Origin of the sequence: Methyloceanibacter stevinii (genome assembly GCF_001723355.1) — a bacterium.
In the GTDB taxonomy this organism is placed as follows: domain Bacteria; phylum Pseudomonadota; class Alphaproteobacteria; order Rhizobiales; family Methyloligellaceae; genus Methyloceanibacter; species Methyloceanibacter stevinii.
This window is the reverse complement of sequence record NZ_LPWE01000002.1, coordinates 78,485-103,499: the sequence shown is the minus strand read 5'-3', so window position 1 is coordinate 103,499 and position 25,015 is coordinate 78,485. Positions and strand designations below refer to the sequence as shown.

Here is a 25,015-nt window from a genome sequence, read left to right as displayed (position 1 = left end):
CGCTAGCCGCGTTTCTCGGGGCTGTCCGCCACAAGGCCGCGAAGCCGGCTGGTGAGGCTCCCGCCTGATTTCTGAGATTGGCGCTTGGCGCGCCGTGCGGCAAAGCGCCGGGAGAGGCCTTGCGCTTCGTCCTCTTCCTCGCCGCCTGCCTCTTCCACGGCCTCGTCATGCTCGTCTTCGCCGGCGTGCTCTTCCGCTTCGCCTTCTTCGTCGCCCTGAGAAGCGTAGTGGCCTTGGATCTCGTAGGTCTCGTAGTCCTCTTCGACCTCGTACTCGTCCTCGCCATCGAAGAGCTCGGCGGCATAGTCCCGCTCCTCCTGAACAGGCTCAGCCGGCTGAGCTTCCTCGGCGTGATAGGCGGTCTCGGCTTCCTCGGCCTGGTGGCCGGCTTCGACGTATTGGCCGGGCTCGGCCGCATAATTCTCTTCGGACGCGTAGGTCTCCGCGGCCTGTTCTTCCACGTAGGGAGCCTGTTGCTCCGGACTTTCCGCGTAGGCCGTTTCTTCGAACTGCGTGGCGGGTTCGGCCGCGCCGTTGCCGGCATAGGCCACGGGCATCGCGGGAGTTTCGTCTTCGACGCCCACGTTGAGTTCGGACTCTTCCTCGGGCTCGTTCTGGACCACAGCCTGCGCTGCCGCAGCGCTCTGCCAGGCCGGGGGCTGCGTCCGTGCCGCGTTGAGAATCTGCGAGGCGAGGTGGTTGAGCTCACGGCGCAGGAAGGCGATCTCGTCGCTGCTGGTGCGCACGCGCCCCAGTTCCTCTTTGGCCCGGGACAGTTCCGCCGCGAGGCGCTGGCTCTCCGCCACGGCGCGGGCATCGTTCTTGGCGGAGCCGCGCCCGGCCGCACTGCCGCTTTCGAGCGACATGCGCAGCTGGTCGATATCGGCGCGCTGGTTGTGCACGGTCCCGCGGGCGATTTTCAGGGCATCGGACTGTGAGGCGACGGTCGTGCGAAGCTCCGCATTCACCGTTTCCAGATCGGACAACGCCTTCTTCGCGGCCTTGAGCCGGGCGTCGAGATCGGGCAGGCGCCGCTTGATGGTCTGTTGCAGGACGCGGTTGGCGTTCTCGGCCTCGTGCAGTTCGCCCTGCGCGGCCTCCAAATTTCCGTTCAGCTTCTGGATCTCGACCCGGCGCTTGTTGGCTTCGATCAGTTCGCGTGCGGCCTTCTCCTTCGACTTCTCGAGGGCCACTTCCACCTTGCGCAGCTGGATGGCGAAGTCGGCGCGGATCTGGTCCTTGTCGGCCTGAATCTCGGCGAGCGTCATGGGCATGGTGGCTTCGAGCCGGCGCGTGGTGAGCTTGACGGCGCGGTTCCACAATGGGGGCGCAAGCATGAGGCCGAGCAGGCATCCCAAGAAGAAGCCCAACGCCCCGAACATGAACCACTCGATCATCAAGGCCTTTTGTTCCTTGAAATTGGAGCCGCCTATGCGCCCCCTACGGGCGTTGCGCCGCAACGCCCTATCTGCCCCTCGTGCCGCCGCCGGCGCGTTGCCTCGCGCCATTCGCGCCAGCCACGAGCAATTCGCCCATGGCACAGGCCCTGCGCGCCCGATGATCCGAGACCCGCAAGACCAACGCTACAGCTTCATTAGCGCCAAATTAGAACGGATTCCAGGTCGGCTGGCGAGTATACTTCAAGTAGCCGACATTTGCGCCAAGTCTAAGGCCGACGCCGGAGCGTATGGGGGGCGACGACGACGTCGTCCCGGGCCAGATAGGTGACCCCCACGCCGCCCACCAGATAGGCGGAGCCGTCGACCCCGGCGAATCTGTTGTAGATCTCGTTGGGGTTATGGAGATTGTAGACCAAAACCATGGTCTTGGAGCCTTCGGCGCCGAAATCATAGCCTAGCGACGGGCCCTGCCAGAACACGCGGTACTGACCGCCGTCCGGCGTATGAAGCGTGCCTTCGCCGTAGCGCAGGCCCGCGACGAACGCGCCGCCTGCCTCTTCACCGGTGATGTAGCCGTTGGGCCGGCCTGACTTCTGGAATGTGTATTCGACGGCGCTTGCGAAGCCCGACGAGACCTTGCCGAAGAAGCGGTGACCCGCACCCTTGATCTCCTCGGCCGAGAATCCGTCGGCGCCATCCAGTCTTTCGGAGGCATAGCCGCTGGCCGCGACATAGGTCTGGCCGGATTGGGTCTGGCCGGTTTGGGTGGGCTGCTGCTGATAGGTCGGCGGCGGCGCGGCGTTGGGATCGTAGCCTCCGACGGCCGGGGTGGCCGCGGTGTTCGATCCCGGCTCCGGCACATAGGATTTCGTCGGCTGGTAGGCGCCGTTCACGGGCGCGTTCGGAACCGGCATGGAGCCGGCCGATGCGCCGTAGGCGGCATTTTGCGCCTGTGATTCCGGTGCCAGAACAAAGTTTGCAAGGATCGCCGAAAGAGCGGCGATCGCGATGCTGGTAATACGCATGACTAATGCCCCCGGACGCGGGCGCGGCGTTGCCGCCGGGCACGAAGAGGCAAATGCCTCGACCGCAATTGTTGACCGAAAGCGTTACCAAACGGTGGAAGGCTTACCGGGGCGTTAAGACGGTGCGACCCCAGGCGACGAAACTGCCGTTTTTCAGCCCGGCATCCGATTTGCCGTAGGCGAAGCGCGCGCCCTTCATGTCCACGACATGGCCGCCGGCCGCCTCCAGCACGGCCTGGCCCGCCGCCGTATCCCATTCCATCGTGGGCGCGAGGCGCGGATAAACGTCCGCATTGCCGCGGGCGATTTCCAGGAACTTCACGGACGATCCGGCGCCGGAGCGCTCCGCGACGGAGAACCGTTCCAAGAACTCCTCGGTCTTTGCGTCAAGGTGAGACAGGCTGACGAGGGCCGTAACGGCCCCGGGATCCGCGGCCCTTGCGTGCAGGCGCTTCTGGGTCAGCACGTCCAGGTCGGCGCCGGCCGCGCTCGGCGGCATCGAAGCCTCGATGGCGACGCCGTCGGCGACCGTGACGGCAAGAAGGCCGCGCGCGGGCGCGTATACCATGCCGAAACACGGGAACCCGTCCTCGATCAGGCCGACATTGACGGTGAAGTCGGAGCGCTTCTTGATGAATTCCTTGGTGCCGTCCAGCGGGTCCACGAGAAAGAAGGTACGACCCAGGGGCGCCTTGCGGTCCGTCGCCGTTTCTTCCGATACGACCGGGATCGAAGGCGCAAAATCGCGGAGCGCAGCCTCGAGAATGTCGTTCGCGTCCCGGTCCGCCTGCGTCACGGGAGAGTTGTCTTCCTTGTAGTCGATCTCGTCCGTCGCACCGTAGTGGGCCATGATCGCGGCCCCGGCCTTCGCAGCCGCGTCGGTGAGAACTTGTGCGGCGGCGCGAAGATCGAAGACGGTCGCCGGCTCGGCAAGAGCCGCTGTTGTGTGTCTTGGTGCTGACAAGGCAAGATGCTCCAAAGGGCTGTGATTCGGTCTGCGTGTGCGTTCGAGATGATTGCGCCCTTCGTGTAACAGAAATTCGTGGCCTGGCCATGATAACTCCGCAGCGCCACTGCGGACGCGACAAGGAGAAAACCATGTCGGAGCCGATCGCGCTCGGCGATCTCGACCTTACGGCGCTGGTTTCCAGCCGTATCTGCCACGACATCATCAACCCGGTTTCCGCCATTTCCAACGGTTTGGAGATGCTGGCCGAGGAGCCGGACGACGAGATGCGCGCGGCGGCGATGGATTTGATCCTGAAGAGCGCAACCCAAGCCTCCGCCAAGCTTCAGTTTGCCCGGATCGCCTTCGGGGCGGCGGGATCAGCCGGCGCCGAGATCGACACCCGCGATGCGGAGAAGGTGGCGCAGGCGTTCGTTCAGACCAGCGAGAAGCATGAACTCGTTTGGGACGGGCCCGCGCTCATTCTTCCGAAGAACAAGGTCAAGCTGCTGCTCAACCTGGTTGGGCTCGGGGTCGTGGCGCTGCCGCGCGGTGGCAAAATCCGGGCTGTTATCGCCGGCGATGGCCCGGATGTGTCCTTCACGGTGACGGCGACGGGTAAGGCCGCGCGTCTTAGCGATCAGGTCGCCGCGCTGCTCACCGGCGATGCCGGGGGCGAGGTCGATGCCCATTCGATCCAGCCCTACTATGCTGCGCGGGTGGCGCAGGCATCCGGCATGACCGTCACCACGACGTCCGGTGAGGACGAAGTCGTCTTTCAGGCGCGCTAGGACCTCCAGGACGGGTTTTCGCACTGTCGCCTTTCTCGGGAGCGGGCAGACATTTATGCCGTCAACGGACCGTAAACCAGGAATCACGGACAATCCTCCCAGTAATTCTTGGGGTTTGGGCAGCGTGAATCACCGGCGATTCGCGTTGGGGTTGAGTCATGGACGATCTCCTAGGCGAGTTTCTGGTCGAGACAGGCGAGCAGCTTGAAGAGCTGGACGCGTGTCTCGTGCGCTTTGAAGCGGACCCGAACGACGCGGAGATGCTCAAAACGATCTTCCGCGTCGCCCACACGATCAAGGGCACGTGCGGTTTCTTCGATCTGCCACGGATAGCCAAGCTCGCGCACGCGGTCGAAGCGCTCATGAGCGGGTATCGCGACGGTGCGCCTGTCTCGTCGGCCGGTGTCACGGTTGTCCTCGCCAGTCTCGAACGGCTCAAACAGATTCTCGCCGTGCTCGGCCGCGACGGTACCGAGCCCGAGGGGAACGACGACGACCTGATTCAAGCGCTCACGGCGCTGGCCGAGGGTGATATCGGGACCATCAATGCTGACACCGGTCCGGACACCTCGCCCGGTTCGCCGGTCCACAACCACCTCGATGCATTGGAACGCGCCTGGCAAGAGGAATTGGTCGCGCCCGCGGATCCGGCGCAGCCTTTCGATGCGTCCCCTGCCGTGGACACGGATACCGAGGTGATTTCCGAAGAGCGGCCGATTGCCGAGGCTCAGCCGAAGGCCCTTCGCGTTCAGAGCGTTCGGGTTGCCGTCGACACGCTGGAAACCCTGATGACGACGGTGAGCGAACTCGTGCTTGCCCGTAATCAGCTGATGGATGTCGCGACGCATGCGGACGAGCCCGCCTTCGCGGCGCCGCTGCAGCGTTTGTCCGCGGTCACCGTCGAACTCCAAGACGCGATCATGAAGGCGCGCCTGCAGCCGATCGCCAACGCATGGCAGAAACTGCCGGTGATTGTTCGCACGCTCTCCACCGAACTCGGAAAGCCGATGGAGATCACGATGTCGGGCGGCGACACGGAGCTCGACCGGCAGGTTCTCGAGGCGATCAAGGATCCGCTCACGCATATGGTTCGCAATGCGGCGGATCATGGTCTTGAGAACCCGGAGGAACGTATCGAAGCCGGGAAGCCCGAGATGGGCCGCATCACCCTTAAGGCATCGCAGCAGCGTGGCAACATCGTCGTCGAAGTCTCCGACGATGGGCGCGGGCTGGATGTCGGGGCCGTGAGGCGCAAGGCGGTTGCCAACGGATTGGCGACGACGGCCGAGCTTGACGCACTTCAAGACGAAGAAATCTACGACCTCATTTTTCAGCCGGGTTTCTCGACCGCGGAGACCGTAAGCGAAATCTCCGGCCGCGGCGTCGGCATGGACGTGGTCCGCAGCAATATCGAATCGATCGGTGGCACCGTGGCGCTCGCCTCAACGTCACCGAAGGGTACGACGTTTGTCATCAGGATTCCGCTGACGCTTGCGATCATGTCGGCGCTTATCGTGGATGTGGCCGGTATGCGGTTCGCCATCCCGCAGTTCAGCATCGCCGAACTGGTGCGTGTCGGCGATGTGGCGGCGCACCCTGTGGAAACGATCAACGGGGCGGCCGTTCTTCACCTGCGCGATAGGCTGATCCCGCTGCTGGATTTTGCGGCGGAACTCGATCTGCGCCGGCAGGACTGGCGGGACATCAATGCCGCTGGGGGAACCGCAGTGATTTTGCACGTCGGCACGCAGCGCTTCGGCATCTTGGTCGATGCAGCCTCCCGGACGGAGGAGATCGTGGTGAAGCCGGTGTGCAAACTGCTACGGCCGATCGGGATGTACTCCGGCGGGACGATCTTCGGCGACGGCAGCGTCATCATGATCGTCGATCCGAGAGCCTTGTCCGAGATGATCGGGCCGATGGAGGGGGTCGAAGACGACACGATCGCGGCGGCACCGGTGGCGCAGGCCGACAATCGCACGGCCATGCTTCTATTTCGGGCCGGGTCGCCGGGTCTCAAGGCCTTGCCTCTGTCGCTCATTACCCGGCTGGAAGAGATTCCCGCCAAGGCGATCGAGACGTGCGACGCTCAACAGGTCATCCAGTATCGCGGAGGACTTCTTCCGCTCGTTCGCCTCGACGATGCCGAAGCACCGGACCAGCCGGACATGTTGCCGGTGCTCGTGTTCTCTGAAGGAACGCGCGCCGCGGGCCTCGTGGTCGACGAGATCGTCGACATCGTCGAAGAGCCATTGTCGATTGCCTTGCAGTCCGATGGTGACGGTATCGCCGGAAGCGCCGTCGTGCGCGACCAGGCTGTCGAGATCGTCGATGTCTCGCACTATCTCGGTTCGATCCTCCGGCAACAGGGGGCAGGACTCGTTCCGAATACGGACAGTCCGCCGCGTGTGTTGCTTGTCGACGATGGTCAGTTCTTCCGCGACATGCTTGCGCCTTTGCTTCGCGGCTCCGGCTATGCGGTCACGACGGCTTCATCTGGTCAGGAGGCGTTGGACCTCAAGGAGGCAGGCATCCGTTTCGACATCGTTGTGAGCGATATCGAGATGCCGGGTATGGATGGGCTCGAGCTTGCGCGCGCTATCAGAGCGGATTCCGCCTGGGATTCGGTTCCACTGATCGGATTGTCGTCTCAGCAAAGCCCCCGGCTTTCCGAGGCCAGTCGCCTGGCGGGATTCGATGTGCTGGTCGGCAAGTTCGACAGACGGTCTCTAATGCAAGTGCTCGGGAACTGGCGCGAGTTCAGGGAGGAGGCCGCGTGACATTCGAATCCGAACATCAGGCAGACCCGCTCACGAATGGGTTGGTTACGGTCGCCGTCGCCGGTCAGTTCTTCGGTGTGCCGCTCTCGCGGGTCAAGCATGTCTTTGTGCCCGACCGCGTATCGCCGGTGCCGTTGGCACCTGCCGAGGTCATGGGACTTCTGAATTTGCGTGGCCGGATCGTAACCGCGCTGGACCTGCGCACGAGACTCGGACTGCCGTTGCGCGTGCCCGGCGATCCCATGGTCGCGCTCGGCGTCGAAAAGGGCGGTGAGATGTTTGGACTGATCGGGGACAAGGCCGGAGAGGCGATGTGGACCACTCAGTCCGGTGTTGAGCCGGCGCCGGCAAATCTCGATGCGCGCTGGGCTCGCCTCTGTGCCGGCGTGTGCCGGCTGGACGGTGGGCTCCTGACGGTGCTCGACGTGGATCGCGTTCTCGATCTCAACCACTGCGGAGTTGCTGCGTGAGGGCGCTGGGCCCGACATGCCTTTGAGGGGAAAGACAATGAAACATTGCTTGGTCGTGGATGACAGCGCCGTCATTCGCAAAGTGGCCAGACGAATTTTGGACTCGCTCAGTTTCAGTACATCTGAAGCCGAGAATGGGCGGGATGCGCTCGACCAGTGCCGCACATCGATGCCCGATGTCGTCCTGCTCGACTGGAACATGCCGGAAATGGACGGCATTGCGTTTCTGGTCGCGCTTCGCAAGGAAGCGGGCGGGCAAGAGCCGAAAGTCATTTTCTGCACGACCGAAAACGATGTGGAACACATCACCCGGGCGATCTCGGCCGGCGCCAACGAATACATCATGAAGCCCTTCGACCGAGAGATCATCGAAGAGAAGTTTCAGGAAGTCGGATTGCTCTAGGACGCCCATGGCAGCCTTGGGCAAGGTTTCGCATATGCCAAATTACCAGGCGCCTCCTCCTCCCGGCGGCAGGCGCGTATACCAGCCTGTGGCCAATCCCGGTCGTGTCATGATCGTGGATGACTCCGGCGTCCTTCGCGGCGTTGTCGCGCGATGGATTGAATCCGAAGCGGACTTGGAGGTTGTCGGCCGCCATGCCAACGGGAAGCAGGCCATAGACGCCGCGGTGCACTGTGCGCCCGACGTGATCATCCTCGATATCGACATGCCGGTGATGGATGGCTTGGAAGCGTTGCCGCTTCTCAAGCGAGCCTGTCCGGACGCCCGTGTGCTGATGATTTCGACGCAGACCCGGCGCAATGCCGAAATAAGCCTCAAAGCGCTCGAGCTGGGGGCGGTGGACTTCCTGGCGAAGCCCGAGGCGCAGCGAGACATCGTCGGTCTACCCGAGTTCCACAGAGAGCTGCTGCGTAAGGTCAGAGGCCTCGTGCGATGGCGGTCGCGGTTCACCGGCCATCCACGGGACGGCGGCCCGGCGCAGCAGTTCGCGCGGCATGCCTACTCATCGCGTCCGCCGGAAGCCATCGTGATCGGCAGTTCCACCGGTGGACCCGAGGCGCTCAGCCGCCTGTTGAAGTCTTTGGCGCCGTCGCTTGGCCGAACCCCCGTGCTGGTTGCTCAGCACATGCCGCCGCTGTTCACCGCCGCACTCGCCGAACGGCTCGGCCGGGTCTCGGGCATCGAGGCCACAGAGGCGCGCGACGGTCAGGAGATTGTCGGCGGGCGCATCTATGTGGCGCCTGGTGATGGACACATGACGATCGAGCAGGGCGCGCCGCCACGGATTGCTGTCGGGCAGGGGCCTGCGGTCAATTTCCACCGTCCCTCGGTGAACCTCCTGTTCGAGAGTGCGGCCCGGGTCTTCGCCACCCGAACGCTTGGCATCGTGTTGACAGGCATGGGGACGGACGGCGCAACGGGCGCCAAGCAGATTGCCGATGCGGGCGGCAGCGTGATCGCGCAGGATTTCGGCACGAGTATTGTTTGGGGTATGCCGAGCGCGGCGGCGCGTCCGGCGCCTGCGCGGCGATCCTTCCTCTGGACGAAATTGCCAGGACGGCAGGGCAACTGATCGCGGGACAGCAGCCGCGAGGTCAGCCATGAGAGCGCACGAATTCCAGCGTATCGGCGAGGTCCTGCGGGACCACTCCGGGGCCGTGCTCGGAGAAAACACCATGGCCGCGGTCGCGTGAAGCTCGGCCCCGTGCTCACGGAATTCGACTTTCCATCGATGACCCATCTGACGATGGCACTGTCGCAACCGGACAGTGGGCGGCTGCGCCAGCGCGTGGCCGAGGCCGTCGCCGTCCCGGAATCCTATTTCTTCAGAAACAAGGATTGCTTCGCCTATATCGGCGACGTGATGCTGCCGCAGCTCATGGAGCGGCGCGCCGGGGAGCGCCGGCTTCGCATCTGGAGCGCCGCGTGTTCGACAGGGCAGGAGCCGTATTCGCTGGCGATGCTATTGGCCGAAAAGGGCCGCGCGCTGGACGGCTGGTCCGTGGAGATCGTCGCCACCGACTTTTCCCAGGCGGTTCTGGGCAAAGCGCAGGCCGGGCAGTATTCGCAGTTCGAGGTTCAGCGCGGGCTGCCCGTCAAACTGCTGATCAAATACTTCGACAAGTTCGGGCCGCTCTGGCAGGTCAAATCCGAAATCCGCGAGCGCGTCGACTTTCGCGAGCAGAATCTGCTGCACAGCTACGCGCAGCTCGGCCGTTTCGACATCATCCTGTGCCGCAACGTCCTGATCTATCTCGGCGCCGACCAGCGCACCTCCGTCTTGGGGCGGCTGGCGCGTTCGCTCGCTCCCGACGGCTATCTTGTGCTCGGGGCTGCGGAGACGACATTGGGGGTGTCGGCGGAGTTCCAGCGGGTCTCGGGACAGCTCGGGGGCGTCTATCGCCTTGGGGCTGGGTACGGCGCCGATGGTGTCAAAGCGGACAGACTGGCTGACATAGACCGGGCACCGGCCGGCGCGTTCCGGAGCGTCAGGCTCGACCCTGTGACGGCCGACCGTCTGGAAGCCAAGGCGCGCGCGTGCGGCATGACTTTGTCCGCGTTCCTAGCCGAGTTCGCGGATTTGGGCTTGCGCACTGACGGGGATTCGGAGCCCAAGAAGGACTAGGCGCCGGTCCCGTCCTGCCTGCGTGCAGGCACAAAAATGGCCGGGACAAGCCCGGCCATCTTCGTATCCAACAATCGAGAGTTCGAAAGACTTACGCGGCGGCTTCGCCGGTGTCCGTCTCGTCGTCGGGGTTGCGCAGCACGTAGCCGCGGCCCCAAACCGTCTCGATGTAATGCTTTCCGCCGGTCGCAGCCGCCAGCTTCTTGCGCAGCTTGCAGATGAAGACGTCGATGATCTTGAGTTCCGGCTCGTCCATGCCGCCGTAGAGATGGTTCAGGAACATCTCCTTGGTCAGCGTCGTACCCTTCCTGAGGGAGAGCAATTCGAGCATCTGGTATTCCTTGCCGGTCAGATGGACCCGCTGGCCGTTAACGTCGACTGTTTTAGTGTCGAGGTTAACCTTGAGGCCGCCGGTTTGGATAACCGACTGCGCATGGCCCTTGGAACGGCGCACGATGGCGTGGATCCGCGCCACCAGTTCGTCCTTATGGAAGGGCTTGGTCATGTAGTCGTCGGCGCCGAAGCCGAGGCCACGAACCTTATCCTCAATGCCTGCAAGGCCCGAAAGAATAAGGATCGGGGTCGCTACCTTGCTGACACGCAAGGACTTCAGGACCTCGTAGCCGCTCATATCCGGCAAGTTCAAGTCGAGAAGAATGATGTCGTAGTCGTAAATCTTGCCGAGATCGACACCCTCTTCGCCGAGATCAGTCTTGTAGACGTTAAAACCTTCGGACTGCAGCATTAGTTCAATGCTCTGCGCCGTGGCGCTGTCGTCCTCGATCAGAAGAACCCGCATCTTAAATCCCCCGTATTCTCATAATCCTGGCTGTCCCCTGACCCAATACGTCGGACGCTGATTGGTTAATTTCGAATCAAAAAATTAACGGCCAATAGTTAACAAAAACTAATCAACAGGATAGTGCTAACCAAATCCGCTAACCCCAGGCTCCGGATTGCAGACTTTTCCGACCGCTATGTTCGATTAGATGCAATTCATATGGTTTACCGGCGCTTAAGTCCTGTCGGCGATGATCTTGCGTGAAGGGGCGGGGGGAACCGGTCCTTGAGACTTGTTAGAGGCCGTTTAGGGACCTGGCTTGGGGAATGCCGGGCGCCCGTCAGTCGGCTCGTGGCAGTAGAGTAACGTCCGTGTAATATGCGCGGACCCGAACAGGCTTGAGGGTATTGAGTATGAAGTCACGCGACGGAGTCATTCGTTTGAAGCGCTTCGAGGTCGACGAGAAGCGCCGCAAGGTGGCCGACATCGAGTCCATGATCGCCGAATTCAACGATATGGCGGTGGATCTCGACCGGCAGATCGCCGTCGAGCAAGAGCGCGCCGGCGTTTCAGACGTCAATCATTACGCCTATCCGACCTTTGCGAAGGCGGCCATGCAGCGCCGGGACAATCTGGCGGTGTCGGTGGCCGGCCTCGAGGCCAAGCTCAGCGCGGCCAAAGGGGAACTCGAAGAGGCCGAAGAAGAGCTTCGGAAGATCGAAGCTCTGCAAGGGCGCGAGACCGATCGTGGGCGCGAGGTCGAGCCGGAAACCGGCTTCGGCATGATCGGCGTGGCCCGCGCCGCGGGCTGATAGCGGCCTCTGGAGGTCACTCTGTAGTTTGAAGACCATGAACCGGCGGTGGACCTCCACCGCCGGTTCTCGTTAGATGTGCGCGAACAAGAAACTTTGCCCCGCGCGGAGGTCTCGCCATGCCCTCATTCGATATCGTCTCCAAGACGGAGATGCCCGACGTCGACAACGCCCTCGCGAACATGACCCGCGAGATGAGCCAGCGGTACGACTTCAAGGGCTCCAATTCCAAGATCGAGCGGAACGAGGGCGTCATCGTCATCCACGCCGACGACGACCTGAAGCTCAAGCAGATGCACGAGCTGCTGCAGGGCCATCTCGCCAAGCGGGGGATCGAGCCGGGCGTCATCGATTACCAGTCCGTGGAGAAGGCGGCCGGCCAGTCGGTCCGGCAGAACGTGCTCCTGCGCCAGGGCATCGACAAGGAACTTGCCAAGCGCATCGTCAAGGAAGTGAAGGGCTCCAAGATCAAGGTTCAGGTCGCCATCCAGGGCGACGAGCTCCGCGTCACCGGTAAGAAGCGCGACGACCTGCAGGAGGTCATTCAGTTCGTGAAGGGCCTCAACATCGAGCAGCCGCTCCAATTCGAGAACTTCCGGGACTGACGCTTCGCGTCTTCTTTGTCAGGTTTTCACGCTGTCAAAAGTAGCCATTGATCAGGTCTGCTCGCCTGAATGCGATGGGCCCATAGCTGACCATTGAGCCTTCGACTTTGCTGGGGAAAGGCCTGTCTATCGAGCGCAACCAAGCGAAGTGCTTCAATAGATTGAACGGGCCGGGTCGTTCACTGGTGAACACCAAGGAGGCGGAGCTGAATGCCACTTTGTGCCGGTAGAGGCCGGAGAGAGAATCGCGATCGACCAGCCGCAATGAGTTAGGGTCTTGTGGACGCAGAAAGGTGATGAAATCCGGCAACCTTTCTAGCGAGACAGAGATGGCCAACTTGTCGGCGATAGCTTCCGCGAATTTCGGCGATGCCCACCAACCCCCTGCATGAGCCCCAAGAAGCGCGGGGGCCAGGACAACAGTAGACACTCCGCCCTGATTGATCGCGGCCATGGTCACAACAAGTGGCCTTTGTCCTATATCGAAATAGATCGCTTCCCCAATTATCTCTTGCCGGTATTGAGGACCCACTCCAAGGAGGATTCTCTGCAGTGGCGTCTCGGCAGACCATACCTGATAGATCTCGGATCTACTGACTACCTCTCCATCTACATCCAGATTTACAGTCAGCCTGAAACTGTAGGTGTGCCACGGATAAGCGAGGCCGTAGGCGATCCAAGACGCTGCGAGCGCGGCAGGTATCAATGCCAGGGACGAGCCCCATGACAGGTTTGCGAGTCGGCCGAGTGCGATCAACGCCGCGAACAAGACCAAGATGGCCAGCAGGACTTGCCAATAGATGATGATGAAGAGGATCAAGTCTGTGGTGCGTCCGGTCTTCCGGTTCGTCCCATCGAGATTGGAAAGGCCACAATGCGACCGAACCAAAAGTTGCAGATTTCATTGCCATCCTGCAAGCGTAGTGGGGCATTCGTCCAGGGATGGAGCGCCAAAATCATGAGACGCGGTAAATGGGTGGCATGCGATTTGGCTTGGCGATCGGCCCGACGCTGGCGCTCCGTCTGCCTGGATCAGCGCCGCCATGTAATGTGTTGCTTGACGTTCATTTGTAATCCATTACATTACAAATGTGATCCGGTCGTTCAGGCACAAGGGCCTCAAGGCCTCTGGGAAAAGGGCGAGGCCAAGAAGCTTCCGCCTGAGCGTGTCGGCCGGATTGAGAGAATGCTGGACCGCCTGAATGTTGTGGCTGATCCGACGGACATGGATTTGCCCGGCTACCGCTTTCACGAGCTCAAAGGCGACCGGAAGGGCACCTATGCCGTGACGGTCTCGGGCAATTGGCGCATGACCTTCGCGTGGGAAGACGGCGACGCCATCGATGTGAACTTCGAGGACTATCACTGATGACCAAGACCTATCCGAAGAGGGACCCGAACCGGAGACCCACCCATCCCGGCGCGCTGCTTCGCGAAGACGTCATCCCTGCCGTCACCGAAGGGCAGGGGTTGACCAAGACCGCCATCGCGAAGGGGCTCGGCATGTCCCGTAACCAGCTCTATCAGATCCTCGCGGAGAAGCAGCCGGTGACCCCGGAGACGGCGGTCAAGCTGGCGGCAGCCTTTGGCGGCTCCGCCCAATCCTGGCTCAATATGCAGTCCGCTTATGATCTGTGGGAGGCCGAGCGAACGGTTGACGTCGGACCGGCCAAAAAGCTCCGGGCGGCCTAGGACAGCACCTGCACGGCGGCCCTCACCCCAGAATTGCATTTCCGGCGCCGGGGGCCCATCTAAGCGGCGATGTGCCCGCCCGCCTTCCCGCTGCCCGCAAAGCCCGTTTCGTCTATATCTAGCCCATGATTTCGATCATCATTTTCGTCGTCCTCGTGCTTCTTCTGCTCCTCATCGCACGGCGCAGCAGCAAGAACCGGGACGCGATCCTCATCGAAGTGATCCTTGGCATCGCGGGCTCGGTCGCGGCGGCGGTCATCGTCACGTCCTTCCCCAAGGTCGATACGGACAATTTCCTCGGCTACCTGGATACCCAGATTTACGAGACGCTCTTCGGCAAGAAGGCCGAGGCGCCGCCCGCGGTGCCGGTGCCCGACAAGAAGGCGGTTGCCGTCAAGAAGAACGTCAGCCGCGACGACCGGAAGATCGAAGGGGTCTATGCGGGGCTGATCCGGTCCGTCCAGAACGGGGGGCAGGTGCTCGGCGAAAAGGCGTATGTCCTGCGGGTCGATCCGGCCAAGAAGGACAAGGTGCTCGAGATCTACAAGAGCGGCGACATCGAATACAAAGTCCGCATCGACGGGACACTCGATAAGGATGGGGTCACCTGGGTCGGCGAGACCAAATCGGTGCTGAAGGGCGACAGTTTCGTTCAGGACGATCTGAAGCTGCTGCTCTCCCCCGAAGTCGGGCGGATCGACTGGCACCAGCACGACAAGATCCAGAACATCGAGTCCATCGGCATCCTCCACAAGATCGACGAGGCCACGGTCTCGAACCGCGTCAGCGCCGTGAACCGGATCAAGAATGACATGGTCATCTGCAAGGAGGAGGCCGCCAAGCTGGGCGGGAACGCCTCGTTGTTCCTCTTCATACCCCTTGAGAACCCGAAAGACGCGAACGCGTTCACGCTGCAAGGGCCGGCCGCGTCCGACAAGATCTACACGGACATCATCTCGGGCACGATCAAGCCCTATGAGGGCCCGTACGATCTCCACGTCAAAACACGGTACAAGAGCAACGACTTCCCCAATCTCACGGGGATGAAAAGGCTTCACCCGGATCTGTCGTCCTTCGTCGGCTTCTTCGACAAGGACTATCAGATAGGCGTCAATCAACCCGGGGCCGAGCCTAGCTGGTTCAAGGAGAGCATGGCCGACCCCATGCCATGCCGCATCTTCTTTGTGGGATTTCCGGCTGTTCTGGGCGTGCCGCAGAACGGAGCGGCGGTGGGCCAACAGCCCTAGCAGATCGCCCCGCCGCGAAGCGGCCAAAGAAAATGGCCGGGGCGGGCCCGGCCATTGAATGCTCAGCGCTAGGGTGGAGAAGGCGGGCTAGTTGCCGCGATATTCCTGGATGCGGGTCGCGCGCAGGCCGGCGAGGCCGTGCTTGTCGATGGAGCGCTGCCAGCTGAGGAATTCATCCACGGTCAGCGTATAGCGGTCGCAGGCCTCTTCGAGGCTCAAGAGGCCACCGCGGACGGCGGCCACGACTTCCGCTTTACGCCGGATGACCCAGCGGCGGGTGTTCTTCGGGGGTAGGTCGGCGACGGTCAGCGGACTTCCGTCCGGCCCGATTACATATCGGACACGCGGCCTGTAATGTTCAGTCATCGTACGCAACACTCACAAAACACTCGATGAGCAACAATCAAGGGGACCTTAGCTCCGCCCCATTTAAGAATTGCCTAAGCCGGGCAGTAAAATTACCCGCAAGCAAATCCCCAAAACTCTCTGAATTGTCTAAAGTTTCTTAGCTTCTTGAATCGTGACTTGGCGCCGATTGCTGTCCGTTTGGCTTGCGCGGGCCGGGCCTGCTGCCTATGTTTCTGGACTTATCCGAACTGTCACAAGGGATTAGGGACAGGGCAGCGTCTGCGAGGCGACGGCTGTGAGACACCAATAGGCCGGGTGTCGTTGCATGACCGTCCGCCTGAGTTTACAGGTTGCGGTGCCCGCGCGGCAGGCTCTGACGGGCGAGGGCCGGAAGCGCATCGATCCGAAAGAGCGCCTAACAGCAATTATGGTTAACAGTTTGCATCTTCCAGGGCGTCCGTCCGAGACGCGGGTGGTCGTCGCCATGTCCGGCGGCGTCGACTCGTCGGTCGTGGCCGGCCTGTTGAAGCGCGAGGGGTACGACGTGGTCGGCATCACCTTGCAGCTGTACGACCATGGCGAGGCCGTGGCCAAGAAGGGCGCCTGCTGCGCCGGCCAGGACATCAAGGATGCCCGCCGCGTGGCGGCTGCGCTCGATATTCCCCATTACGTGCTCGACTACGAGCGGGAGTTCGAGAAGGCGGTCATGGGCGCTTTCGCCGACAGCTATCTGTCAGGCGAGACCCCGGTCCCGTGCGTGTCCTGCAATCAGACGGTCAAGTTCCGGGATCTGCTCGAGACGGCGCGCGGGCTGGGCGCCGACGCGCTCGCCACGGGCCATTACATCAAGAGCTTCCCGGGCGAGAAGGCCTGGGAGCTGCACCGCGCCGCGGACAAGGAGCGCGATCAGAGCTATTTCCTGTTCAACACCACGCCGGAGCAGCTTTCCTTCCTGCGCTTTCCCTTGGGGGGCTTGCCGAAGGACGAGACGCGCGCGCTCGCGCGCGAGTTCGGCCTCGATGTCGCCGACAAGTCCGATAGCCAGGATATCTGCTTCGTGCCGTCCGGCCGCTACACCCAGGTGATCGAGCGGCTTCGGCCGGGCGCGGCCGAGGCCGGCAATATCGTCCATGTGGACGGGCGGGTGCTGGGCCGGCACACGGGCATCATCAATTATACCATCGGCCAGCGCCGCGGCCTTGGGATTGCCGCAGCCGAGCCGCTTTATGTGGTCAAGCTCGATGCCTCCCGCCACGAGGTGGTCGTGGGACCGCGCGAAGCGCTGCTGGCGCGGAGCGTGGAACTGCGCGATGTTAATTGGCTGGGCGATGAGCCCTTCGAGACGGCGGTGGCCGGCGGCCTCGAGGTTCTGGCGCGGATCCGCTCCACGGGCCCGCTGCAGGCAGCGACGGTCGTGTCCGAGAACGGGTCGGTGTTCGCGGAGCTCGCCGACGGCGAGGAGGGCGTGTCGCCCGGACAGGCTTGTGTGTTTTACGCCGCCAATGGCGGCGGTGAGCGGCTTCTTGGCGGCGGCTGGATCAAGTCCGCCGCGGGAGCCTTTATGACCAAGGATGCAATCCCGGCTCAGGCGGCGCCGCTGCCGGCCGAGGCGTTTTTGGTACAATCGCGTTAGGCCGCGGCACGGGCAAGCGGCATAGCCTCGGGGAGGGTTCAGCGTTGTCTTCCAATCATCCGACGATGGATACGGAGTCCGTTCGTCACGCTTACCGCCGCTGGGCGCCGGTCTACGATTACACGTTCGGCCAGGTCGCCGATGCCGGCCGCAAGCACGCGGTGCGGATCATCAACAAGCGTAAGGGGCGCGTGCTCGAGGTCGGCGTGGGCACGGGGCTTTCGCTGCCGGCCTACGGCAAGCACCTGACCATCACCGGTATAGACCTGTCTCCCGAGATGCTGGAGAAGGCGATGGGGAAGGTCTCCAAGAAGAAGCTCGACAACGTGGACGGGCTGCACGAGATGGATGCGAGCGCGCTCGGCTTCGCGGACGAGAGCTTCGACACCGTGGTCGCCATGTATGTGATGACCGTGGTCCCGGACCCGGTGAAGGTCATGCGCGAGCTGGAGCGCGTCTGCGCGCCCGGCGGCGAGGTCATCCTGGTCAACCATTTCAGCCAGGAGCATGGGGTGCGCGGGTTCCTGGAGCGCAAATTGGCGCATTTCGCCGATCTCATCGGTTGGCACGCAGTGTTCGAGCCCGAGCGCGTGCTCACGTGCGAGATCTGCGCCTGGTGGAGCGCAAGCCGCTCTTTCCGGTCGGGCTTTTCACCATGCTGCGCTTCGTCAAGGAGCCCGGCTTCGCCATCGGCCCGCAGGCCGCGCGGACGTTCCTGGCGAACGGCGGCAAGGCGGAGGCGCCGGACGCGCCGCAGCGCAAGGCCGTGTCGGTACGGAGAATGCTTGACTTGAATTACTGGCGGTCCCTATATCGCCGCCTCCAGAATCAATTGGCCGAGCGCTAGGTTATTTGTTTGCGTTATCGGCCTAGCGGCCTGCTTGAGCGCATATTTTTCGCGCTACCGCGCTTTGCGCTACTTGAGCGCGCGACCAAGTTGGGGTCTAAGAGGCCGACGATCTGGAATGCGTGGGCCTCAACCCACGCCGCATTGGGGCGGAGTAGCTCAGCCGGTTAGAGCAGCGGAATCATAATCCGCGTGTCGGGGGTTCGAGTCCCTCCTCCGCTACCACTTAGATCGATCAGATAGGCCCAAGGCGTGTGTTGCGTTTGCAGGATCAGACTGCGACGCAGCGAAAGCAAATTGCCGCGGTCTCTGCCGGGCCGTGTCCTCACAAATGGGCGACAGTCGAACCCATGGAGAAGAAGGTCTGCTTCGCTCCGATAGCGGACCTCGTTCGAGCCCCTTGCAGACTCCGCTTCGTGCCATCAACGGCCATCCTTATCGGCGCCGCACCTAGTGGACAATCCTGGCCGGTCGCATCTCAGTAAATTGACGGATTTTGGAAATCTTGGGAATAAACATGAAATGCGAGCCCGCCACTACTGCATATTTATTCCACTTTAGTAAGTAAATGTGCTATAGTTGCAAGTGTGATGGTTCCCTCCCATCACAGCCCCATGGGAATTTAGGAAGCCCCGTGTCCCCCCGTACGGGGCTTCCTTATTTTTTCTCTCAAGATAGAAAATTATACTTTGCGTACCCAGATCGGATACATGGCTTGTTATCTGTTCTGACATCTATTCTGCCGACTTGGAAGGTGGTTCTCCGGATGCCGAGACGTCGGTTGAGCGTTCCCCTTTTGCTAGGAAGGCTGCGAGAGCCTCGTCAGCGATCTCCAGCTTGCGCACGAATTCGGCGTTGTGCGGTTCCGCGCTGCGCAGGCTCAGCAAGAGCTGTTGAGCATCGTCGACGGCGGTTGACGCCCTTTCCGTGTCTCCAAGCCTGTTATACGTGCGCGCAAAATTAAGCAGCGCGGTCGCTCTCCGGTACTTCGTTTCTGGCGTCAGCGGACCGTGCTTCATGACGTCCCAAAGTACCGACTCACCGTTCGCGAGGAACCTGACGACGGTGGTCTGTGGCGCGCCGTCGTCAATCGCCTCCCGCGCTGTCGTGCCAAGCTGGCGGCTGCCAGATACAGGGTCCGATCGAAAGACGCTTCGTTGGTCGTCGGCCCACTCCGGACGACGATCAAGGCAAGCCCCAGCACAATACAAAGGTTCATCAACGAGGCCAGACGCGAACGCGGCGAGCGCCTCTTTCCACGCGGGGCGCTGTAGGCCCCCTTGTCCGAGGACAAACCCAACAGATTGGAGGCTATCCGAGCAGCAGCACGCCCAGGCTCGTCTTTGCCTTGGCTGACGTCGGTCGCCTCGATGTCGAGCGGCCCCTTCGTAATGCTTCCATCCGCATCCAATTCGAATTTGAGCAGTGGCGGGAAGCACTCTCTTTCTTCATCGCCGGGCCTTCCATCGACAATCAGAGGGAAGACAGGCCGCGCGGGATGGTGAGATTTGAAGGCGCGGATCTGCTCGTTCACTTGGTAGTTTGTTGCTGCCGCTGGCGAGCAAATCACAATGAGGCTTCGCGACGCCTCCAAGGCGCCAATGGTGGTTTGCGCTAGCGCATACGTCGCGCTTTCGTCCTTGTTCGCCTGGAAAAAGTGGTGCTTTCCTTCGGCCGGCTTGTCCGCATAGTAGCGCTCAAGCTGCTGCATGAGCTTGTCGGCCCACAATGCATCGCAGTCGCTGCACGCGATGAAACCTTCGTAGGTCGCCGTTCGCGGCTGAGGCCGTGTGGCGGGTCTGAAGAGGTCAGCCAACCGAACAACTTAGGGCTCCCTCAGCGTCGGGTGTCGCCAAGCCAACAGTGGTACGCGAGCGCCTTTCGATCTGTCAGTAGCAGTGGGGCTGTTTCCGTTCCAAATCGAAGGGACTCTCGCGCACCGAGAAAAATCTAGCATTCGACCAGTGCCCGGACAAGCTTTATAGCGACTCAACAGGGCATGTGTACTTAAAACTTATTCGCACAAGAAGATTATATACATGACAGGAGCGCCATAGTACTATTTGAAGGTCGGAGTAACTGGTATAAGACGTACCCAATGCGTATTGACATCATCGACACGCACCAGGAATTGCTTGATATCAGGGAGAATTGGGAGGCCGTGTATGCGAGCGATCCCGAGGCGCAATTTTTCCTGTCCTGGACTTGGATCTCAAACTGGCTGGATGGGGACAGGTCTCAATGGTTCGTTCTCGCCGCGGCGCCGACAACTCTTCCGACTATGTGGCGTTCTTTCCTCTGAGACTGCGCACGAAAATGCGAAAGAGGGGCGTTCGGATTTTACAACGAGATCACGCTCGCCGGCCGGGGGCTGTCGGACTACTCCGGCCTCATCACGCGCCCGGAACACGAAGGACAGGCGGTCCCCGCCTTCAGCCGCTTTCTTCGGAGGTCGAATTGGGCGGCGCTGACACTGGAGTTTTTCCGCTCCTCTCCCGCCAGGCTCGAGCGTCTCTTGCGCAGCCTGCCGGCGAAGAACTTCCGCCGCATCGAGGTTCCCGCGTTCAATAAGAGAGACAACGTCAACAATCTCGTTTGCCCGTATATCAGCCTGCCGGATTCATGGGATGCCTATCTCTCGGGGCTCGGCTCGAACACGCGGCAAAAGATGCGCCGCTTTTTGCGGAAAGTGGACGAGGGGACGGAGTACCGCATCACCGTCGCCTCCGCCGAAACGTTCGATCGCGACCTCGATATCCTGTTGAATTTCTGGCGCATCAAGTGGACGCAACGCAAAGGCGACCGCCTGCCCGGACTGGTGCGGGCCAATCGAGGCATGTTCCAGGCGTGCTTCGACGAGGGCGCGTTGTTCCTTCCGATCATGTGGCAGGGGGACAGGCCACTCGGCGCGCTCGCCACACTTGTCGATCATCAGAAGAAGGCGTTTCTGTTCTCGATGGCCGGACGCGATGAAACGGTTCGCACGCCCGTCCCGTCGGGCGTTGCCCTTCATGCTTACAGCTTGCGGCACGCCATCGAGAACGGGATCGCCACCTACGACTTTCTGCGCGGCAACGAAGAGTACAAATACATGTTCGGCGTCGACGAGCTGGTACTCCAAAATCTCGTCATCACAGCGCCGGGGAATCGGAATATCGGCGGCAAGCTCGATCCGCGCTGTGTCCTGCGCGTCCTGCAAATGGCGATGCGTCTCCATAAGGCGAACAATCTCTTCGATGCCGAGCGCGGCTATCGCCAGGTGCTCGACGTGACGCCCCGGTCACCGGCGGCGCTGTATGGCTGTGGGCAGCTCTTGATGCGCAAGCGGGACTATCGGGGAGCACAGCAAATGTTCCGGAAACTCGTTTCCATTAAGCCGGATGCCGACAATGCGTGGCTTCGGCTTGGACTTGCATTCGAGGCGGAACGTCGTTTTGCGGACGCGGCCAAAACGTACCGCCGGTTCCTCCAGCTCAAACCGTCGAACGCGGAGGCTTACTCAAGGCTAGCGCAGGTACTGTTCGCTCTCGGCAAGACAGGAGAGGCCGACTCCGCATTCCAGGCGGCATCGACGCTGCAGCGAGAACCAAGCGCTCTCGTGCATTGAGCGGCAGCGCGGCTCGGAGAGCGTCGGCTCGTCACAATTCGCGGAAGGCTCGAGACATGCTGTCCTCGATGGGCTTGAATAGATACTCGAGGAACGTCCGGTCCGCTGTCTTGATATAGACCTCCACGGGCATTCCGGGCGTGGGCGCGAAGTCCGGGAGTTTCGACGCCTCGATCAGATCCAGCTTGATGCGTGCGATATAGACATCGCTTTGAGGGTTCGTCGTATCCTGTTTGCCTGACACGAGCGAATCTGCCGAGACGTACACGACCTCGCCGGGGATCATTGGCGTGATGCGCCGGTTGAGGGCCGAGAGGCGCACCATCGCGTGCTGGCCGCGCTTCACGACGTCAATGTCCCGCGGTCTGACTTGGGCCTCGATCAGCAACTCTGCCTGGACGGGAAGAAGCTCCATGATTGGTTTGCCCGGTTCGATGACGCCGCCGGGCGTATGATATTGGAGTTTCACGACGATACCTTTGACCGGTGCGGTGATACTGACCCGCTCGACCACCGCCTTTGCCGCGTTTATGAGTTCGCGCACGTCCTTGAGTTCGGCGGAGACTTTATGCATCTCCTCGACCGCCGTCTTGACGGTAGTGTTCTGGACGCCGGTCACCTGCTCCTTTATGCGTGCTATGCGCTCGCGTGCGTCTCCGATCTCTCCCGTGAGCCTGCCGATCTCTCCTGACAGATTCGCCTTGGCCCGTTCCAACGATAGGACCTCCGGCTTTCGGATGAGCCCCTTGCCGAGCAGGCTCTTCTTTCCTTCGAGCTCTTCCTCGACATACTCCAACTGCTGCCGGACTGCCGCGACCTGAAGCTTTCCGCCTTCAACCCTCTGATCCAAGGCGTCGACGCCTTCCATCAAAGTCGCGATCTCGGTCTTGACGGCATTGCGTCGCGCGGTCAGCGCTTGACGTTCGCGTTCGAGGGTTTCCGAGATGTCAGGATCGGATTCTTGCTCAACGAGTTCGGGCGGGAAGGCCACATCGTCCTGCTGGTTCATCTCTGCGGTCAGTCTCGCCACTTGGGCCACGGCGCGGGCCTTGCGCAGTTCCAAGCGGCGCAACTCGGTACGCGGCTCTCTCTCATCCAAGTCGATGAGAACGTCGCCCTTCTCGACGACGTCGCCTTCGCGAACGCGGATCTCTTTGATCACGCCGCCTTCCAGATGCTGAATGATCTTGTTCTCACCGGTTGCGACGAATGATCCGCCGGCAATGATCGCGCCGGCGATAGGTGCCGTTGAAGCCCACGACCCAAAGCCGAGCAAGAATGCGACCATTATAAATATGCCGAACGTAGTCGCGGTTCGCGTCGATCGGGGAATGCCTGCATACCATTCCTGGGGCACCGGTAACTGACTCATCGCAGCACTCCTACTCGTCCTCGCGGTCCAGATCGTCCAATTCCTCGGCTTGATAGTTTGCCCCGCTGCCGTTGGCCTCTACCTTCTTTGTTTCAATCTCCCTGCGCGCCGTGAGCAGCGGAATGATATCGTTGCGGTCGCCGAGCGCTTGGACGGTTCCCTTCTGCAGGATCATGATCTTGTCCACGCTCCTCAGCAGCGACGGCCGCTGGGTAATCGCAATCACCGTAATCTGCTTCTGCTTTGCCAACCCCAGAGCGCGGGCGAGCGCACGCTCTCCCGGCGGATCGAGATTGGAATTCGGCTCATCCAAGACGACGAGCTGCGGATCTCCGAAGAAGGCGCGGGCTAGACCGATGCGCTGCTTCTGGCCACCCGAAAGAGGCGTCCCGTCCATCGAAACCTGAGTCTCGTATCCTTGAGCGAACTCCGACACCATGGCGTGAACGTCCGCTATCTCCGCGGCGTCGAAGATGGCTTCGTCGCTGGCGTCTTTGCGCATGCGGGCGATGTTTTCCTTTATGGACGCTGGGAAGAGCTGGACGTCTTGCGGCAGATAGCCGACGTTTTCACCGAGTTGCCGTGGATCCCAGTTGCGCAGGTCCATCATGTCGAGGCGGACGTTGCCGGCCGTGGGAAAGATCGAGCCGACGAGCATTTTGCCCAGCGTCGACTTGCCAGTGCCGGACGCGCCGACGATACCTAGAGACTCGCCTGGTTTCAGTTCGAATGAAACGCCATTCAGGATGACCTTCTTAGCGGGCTGCGGCACGTAAAGAATGCGATCGACGACCAAATGCCCCTTCGGGCGTGGCAGGCGCAGCCGATCGAAATTCAGCGGCGAGGAGTGCAGCAGCTTCCTCACTCGAGCGAAGGCGGACCGCGCCTGTACGAAACTGCGCCAGCCTTCGATCGTGCCTTCGATCGGTGAAAGGGCGCGGCTGCCGACGATCGACGCCGCGATAATCATCCCGCCCGTCAAATGTCCATGCGTTGCAAGGTAGGCGCCCCAGCCGAGTATCGCGATTTGGGTGCAGAGGCGCACAAACTTGGACAAGGCGGTCAGCCAAATATTGCGATCCTGCGCGGACACTTGAGACTTTAGAGACTCTGCCGTCTCGCCGCCCCAGATCAGGACGCCCTCGGGCACCATCCCCATGGCGTTCATCACCTGCGCGTTCCGCGCCATGGCGTCGGCCTGTAAGTTGGCCCGCGTGCCGAATGCGTTTGCGCGGGCGAAATGCACCGCCGTGAACTTCTGGTTCAGGAGTGCAAGTATGAGCAAGAGGATGCCGGTCCCCAGGACGATGAAACCAAGATGGGGATGAACAAGAAAAACGACGACGAGATAGATCGGCACCACCGGCATATCGAGCATTGTGAGGAGCACTGGGCCGGTGATGAAGCTGCGCAGGTGCTGGAGTTCCGACAGAATCTGAAACTCTCGGCTAGACCCGTTCTGCGAGGACCGGGCTGCGGCGCTCAAGACCGGCGCGCCGAGATTGCTTTCCAGATCGACCGCGACGCGCATGAGGATGGTACGGCGCGCCAAGTCCAATAGAACGTGCGCCCCGATCGCGCCAACGACGACGATCGTCAGCATGACGAGCGTGTCCATGCTTTGGCTGGTGAGTACGCGATCGGATAGATTGAAAAGATAGACAGGGATGGCCAGCACAAGCAGGTTCACGACAAACGAGAACACCGCGACGGTTGCGAGATTGCGCCGGCAGCTGGCGAGGCCCTTCGTGAGGACGCCGCGGAAATCCAAGCTGGAAACGCGTCCGCCGAGCGCGGCACTGCCATTCGCGCCATGACCGTTGGCCCCGTTTGCACCATTGGCCCCGTTCGCACCATTTGCGCGCGAGCCGGGCTTGATGCCGTCAAAGATGTTGCCGAGCGCAGCCCCCTTGCCGTTACCCTTACCGTTGCCGGCAGTGGCCTCTGCCGTGGTCTCCGACTCGACGTCCGCCGGCGCCGGGTCGAGACCCGGGGCATCCTCGGTCTCGGAACCGTTCGTGCCCCCGTTTCGGAGCGGATTTCGGTTGTCGTCGGCCATGCTCTACTGTGC

General features: G+C 61.8%; 26 protein-coding genes and 1 tRNA gene. 16 read left to right on the top strand and 11 right to left on the bottom strand.

The window, feature by feature from the left end; all coding sequences use genetic code 11:
• Window positions 1-2 precede the first annotated feature (2 nt).
• The 4 genes from AUC70_RS01130 to cysQ form a co-directional block, all read right to left on the bottom strand.
• Window positions 3-1,397 (bottom strand): coiled-coil domain-containing protein, encoded by a 1,395-nt coding sequence (locus AUC70_RS01130; protein WP_069443197.1) that lies wholly within the window; start codon window positions 1,395-1,397, stop codon window positions 3-5.
• A gap of 208 nt (window positions 1,398-1,605) precedes the next feature.
• Entirely contained in the window at window positions 1,606-1,689 is an 84-nt protein-coding gene (locus AUC70_RS18710; RefSeq protein ID WP_425283574.1) for an EipA family protein, read from the bottom strand.
• Window positions 1,667-2,425, bottom strand: coding sequence for an EipA family protein (locus AUC70_RS18705; protein ID WP_425283572.1), 759 nt, complete (start codon window positions 2,423-2,425; stop codon window positions 1,667-1,669). Before AUC70_RS18705 ends, AUC70_RS18710 begins: the two co-directional genes overlap by 23 nt.
• A gap of 103 nt (window positions 2,426-2,528) precedes the next feature.
• Window positions 2,529-3,389, bottom strand: coding sequence for a 3'(2'),5'-bisphosphate nucleotidase CysQ (gene cysQ, locus AUC70_RS01120; protein ID WP_158007319.1), 861 nt, complete (start codon window positions 3,387-3,389; stop codon window positions 2,529-2,531).
• 134 nt (window positions 3,390-3,523) lie between these two features.
• On the opposite strand from cysQ, the gene chpT reads away from it, so the two are divergent.
• The 6 genes from chpT to AUC70_RS01090 all read left to right on the top strand — a co-directional run bounded on the left by chpT (window position 3,524) and on the right by AUC70_RS01090 (window position 10,000).
• The gene (chpT, locus tag AUC70_RS01115; protein WP_069443280.1) at window positions 3,524-4,162 is read left to right on the top strand and encodes a histidine phosphotransferase ChpT; all 639 of its coding nucleotides are present in this window, start codon (window positions 3,524-3,526) and stop codon (window positions 4,160-4,162) included.
• Window positions 4,163-4,320: 158 nt separating this feature from the next.
• Complete coding sequence (locus AUC70_RS01110; RefSeq protein ID WP_069443196.1) at window positions 4,321-6,942, top strand: hybrid sensor histidine kinase/response regulator; 2,622 nt, start codon at window positions 4,321-4,323, stop codon at window positions 6,940-6,942.
• Window positions 6,939-7,412 carry a chemotaxis protein CheW gene (locus AUC70_RS01105; protein WP_069443195.1) on the top strand — a complete coding sequence of 158 codons (474 nt, stop codon included), beginning with the start codon at window positions 6,939-6,941 and terminating at the stop codon, window positions 7,410-7,412. The genes AUC70_RS01110 and AUC70_RS01105 overlap by 4 nt, the downstream gene beginning before the upstream one ends.
• A 37-nt stretch (window positions 7,413-7,449) precedes the next feature.
• The gene (locus tag AUC70_RS01100) at window positions 7,450-7,815 is read left to right on the top strand and encodes a response regulator (protein WP_069443194.1); all 366 of its coding nucleotides are present in this window, start codon (window positions 7,450-7,452) and stop codon (window positions 7,813-7,815) included.
• A gap of 88 nt (window positions 7,816-7,903) precedes the next feature.
• Window positions 7,904-8,947 carry a protein-glutamate methylesterase/protein-glutamine glutaminase gene (locus AUC70_RS01095; RefSeq protein ID WP_244505445.1) on the top strand — a complete coding sequence of 348 codons (1,044 nt, stop codon included), beginning with the start codon at window positions 7,904-7,906 and terminating at the stop codon, window positions 8,945-8,947.
• Window positions 8,948-9,064: 117 nt separating this feature from the next.
• The gene (locus AUC70_RS01090; RefSeq protein WP_069443193.1) at window positions 9,065-10,000 is read left to right on the top strand and encodes a CheR family methyltransferase; all 936 of its coding nucleotides are present in this window, start codon (window positions 9,065-9,067) and stop codon (window positions 9,998-10,000) included.
• 91 nt (window positions 10,001-10,091) lie between these two features.
• Here the strand turns inward: AUC70_RS01090 and ctrA are convergent, their stop codons facing one another.
• A complete protein-coding gene (ctrA, locus tag AUC70_RS01085) occupies window positions 10,092-10,799 on the bottom strand; it encodes a response regulator transcription factor CtrA (RefSeq protein ID WP_045368334.1) in 708 nt (235 codons plus the stop codon).
• Window positions 10,800-11,194: 395 nt separating this feature from the next.
• On the opposite strand from ctrA, the gene AUC70_RS01080 reads away from it, so the two are divergent.
• On the top strand, window positions 11,195-11,593 hold the full coding sequence (locus AUC70_RS01080; protein ID WP_069443192.1) for a flagellar export protein FliJ: 399 nt from the start codon (window positions 11,195-11,197) through the stop codon (window positions 11,591-11,593).
• A gap of 119 nt (window positions 11,594-11,712) precedes the next feature.
• On the top strand, window positions 11,713-12,198 hold the full coding sequence (locus tag AUC70_RS01075; protein WP_069443191.1) for a YajQ family cyclic di-GMP-binding protein: 486 nt from the start codon (window positions 11,713-11,715) through the stop codon (window positions 12,196-12,198).
• 34 nt (window positions 12,199-12,232) lie between these two features.
• Here the strand turns inward: AUC70_RS01075 and AUC70_RS01070 are convergent, their stop codons facing one another.
• Window positions 12,233-13,018, bottom strand: a complete 786-nt coding sequence (locus tag AUC70_RS01070; protein ID WP_069443190.1) for a hypothetical protein — start codon at window positions 13,016-13,018, stop codon at window positions 12,233-12,235.
• Between the two features lie 54 nt (window positions 13,019-13,072).
• On the opposite strand from AUC70_RS01070, the gene AUC70_RS18485 reads away from it, so the two are divergent.
• The 3 genes from AUC70_RS18485 to AUC70_RS01055 all read left to right on the top strand — a co-directional run bounded on the left by AUC70_RS18485 (window position 13,073) and on the right by AUC70_RS01055 (window position 15,137).
• Complete coding sequence (locus AUC70_RS18485; protein ID WP_342021940.1) at window positions 13,073-13,567, top strand: type II toxin-antitoxin system RelE/ParE family toxin; 495 nt, start codon at window positions 13,073-13,075, stop codon at window positions 13,565-13,567.
• Window positions 13,567-13,890 (top strand): HigA family addiction module antitoxin, encoded by a 324-nt coding sequence (locus AUC70_RS01060; RefSeq protein WP_069443189.1) that lies wholly within the window; start codon window positions 13,567-13,569, stop codon window positions 13,888-13,890. The genes AUC70_RS18485 and AUC70_RS01060 overlap by 1 nt, the downstream gene beginning before the upstream one ends.
• Before the next feature lie 125 nt (window positions 13,891-14,015).
• Window positions 14,016-15,137, top strand: coding sequence for a hypothetical protein (locus tag AUC70_RS01055; RefSeq protein WP_069443188.1), 1,122 nt, complete (start codon window positions 14,016-14,018; stop codon window positions 15,135-15,137).
• Between the two features lie 87 nt (window positions 15,138-15,224).
• On the opposite strand, the gene sciP is transcribed toward AUC70_RS01055, so the two are convergent.
• Window positions 15,225-15,503, bottom strand: coding sequence for a CtrA inhibitor SciP (gene sciP, locus AUC70_RS01050; protein WP_069443187.1), 279 nt, complete (start codon window positions 15,501-15,503; stop codon window positions 15,225-15,227).
• 409 nt (window positions 15,504-15,912) lie between these two features.
• On the opposite strand from sciP, the gene mnmA reads away from it, so the two are divergent.
• The 3 genes from mnmA (at window position 15,913) to AUC70_RS01035 (ending at window position 18,190) form a co-directional block, all read left to right on the top strand.
• On the top strand, window positions 15,913-17,118 hold the full coding sequence (gene mnmA / locus AUC70_RS01045) for a tRNA 2-thiouridine(34) synthase MnmA (RefSeq protein ID WP_069443279.1): 1,206 nt from the start codon (window positions 15,913-15,915) through the stop codon (window positions 17,116-17,118).
• A gap of 44 nt (window positions 17,119-17,162) precedes the next feature.
• Window positions 17,163-17,912, top strand: a complete 750-nt coding sequence (locus AUC70_RS01040; RefSeq protein ID WP_244505443.1) for a class I SAM-dependent methyltransferase — start codon at window positions 17,163-17,165, stop codon at window positions 17,910-17,912.
• Between the two features lie 201 nt (window positions 17,913-18,113).
• A tRNA-Met gene (locus AUC70_RS01035) sits at window positions 18,114-18,190 on the top strand.
• Window positions 18,191-18,699: 509 nt separating this feature from the next.
• Here AUC70_RS01035 and AUC70_RS01030 read toward each other — a convergent pair.
• A complete protein-coding gene (locus AUC70_RS01030) occupies window positions 18,700-18,984 on the bottom strand; it encodes a hypothetical protein (protein ID WP_069443185.1) in 285 nt (94 codons plus the stop codon).
• The gene (locus AUC70_RS01025) at window positions 18,981-19,676 is read right to left on the bottom strand and encodes a hypothetical protein (protein WP_141701879.1); all 696 of its coding nucleotides are present in this window, start codon (window positions 19,674-19,676) and stop codon (window positions 18,981-18,983) included. The genes AUC70_RS01030 and AUC70_RS01025 overlap by 4 nt, the downstream gene beginning before the upstream one ends.
• Window positions 19,677-20,063: 387 nt before the next feature.
• Between AUC70_RS01025 and AUC70_RS17440 the strand changes: the two genes are divergently transcribed.
• Entirely contained in the window at window positions 20,064-20,267 is a 204-nt protein-coding gene (locus AUC70_RS17440; RefSeq protein ID WP_069443183.1) for a hypothetical protein, read from the top strand.
• A 213-nt stretch (window positions 20,268-20,480) separates the two neighbouring features.
• A complete protein-coding gene (locus AUC70_RS01015) occupies window positions 20,481-21,572 on the top strand; it encodes a GNAT family N-acetyltransferase (protein WP_069443182.1) in 1,092 nt (363 codons plus the stop codon).
• A 31-nt stretch (window positions 21,573-21,603) separates the two neighbouring features.
• Here AUC70_RS01015 and AUC70_RS01010 read toward each other — a convergent pair whose 3' ends face one another.
• Both AUC70_RS01010 and AUC70_RS01005 read right to left on the bottom strand, forming a co-directional pair.
• Complete coding sequence (locus tag AUC70_RS01010) at window positions 21,604-22,944, bottom strand: HlyD family type I secretion periplasmic adaptor subunit (protein ID WP_083241127.1); 1,341 nt, start codon at window positions 22,942-22,944, stop codon at window positions 21,604-21,606.
• A gap of 10 nt (window positions 22,945-22,954) precedes the next feature.
• The gene (locus AUC70_RS01005) at window positions 22,955-25,003 is read right to left on the bottom strand and encodes a type I secretion system permease/ATPase (RefSeq protein ID WP_083241126.1); all 2,049 of its coding nucleotides are present in this window, start codon (window positions 25,001-25,003) and stop codon (window positions 22,955-22,957) included.
• Between the last annotated feature and the right edge of the window lie 12 nt (window positions 25,004-25,015).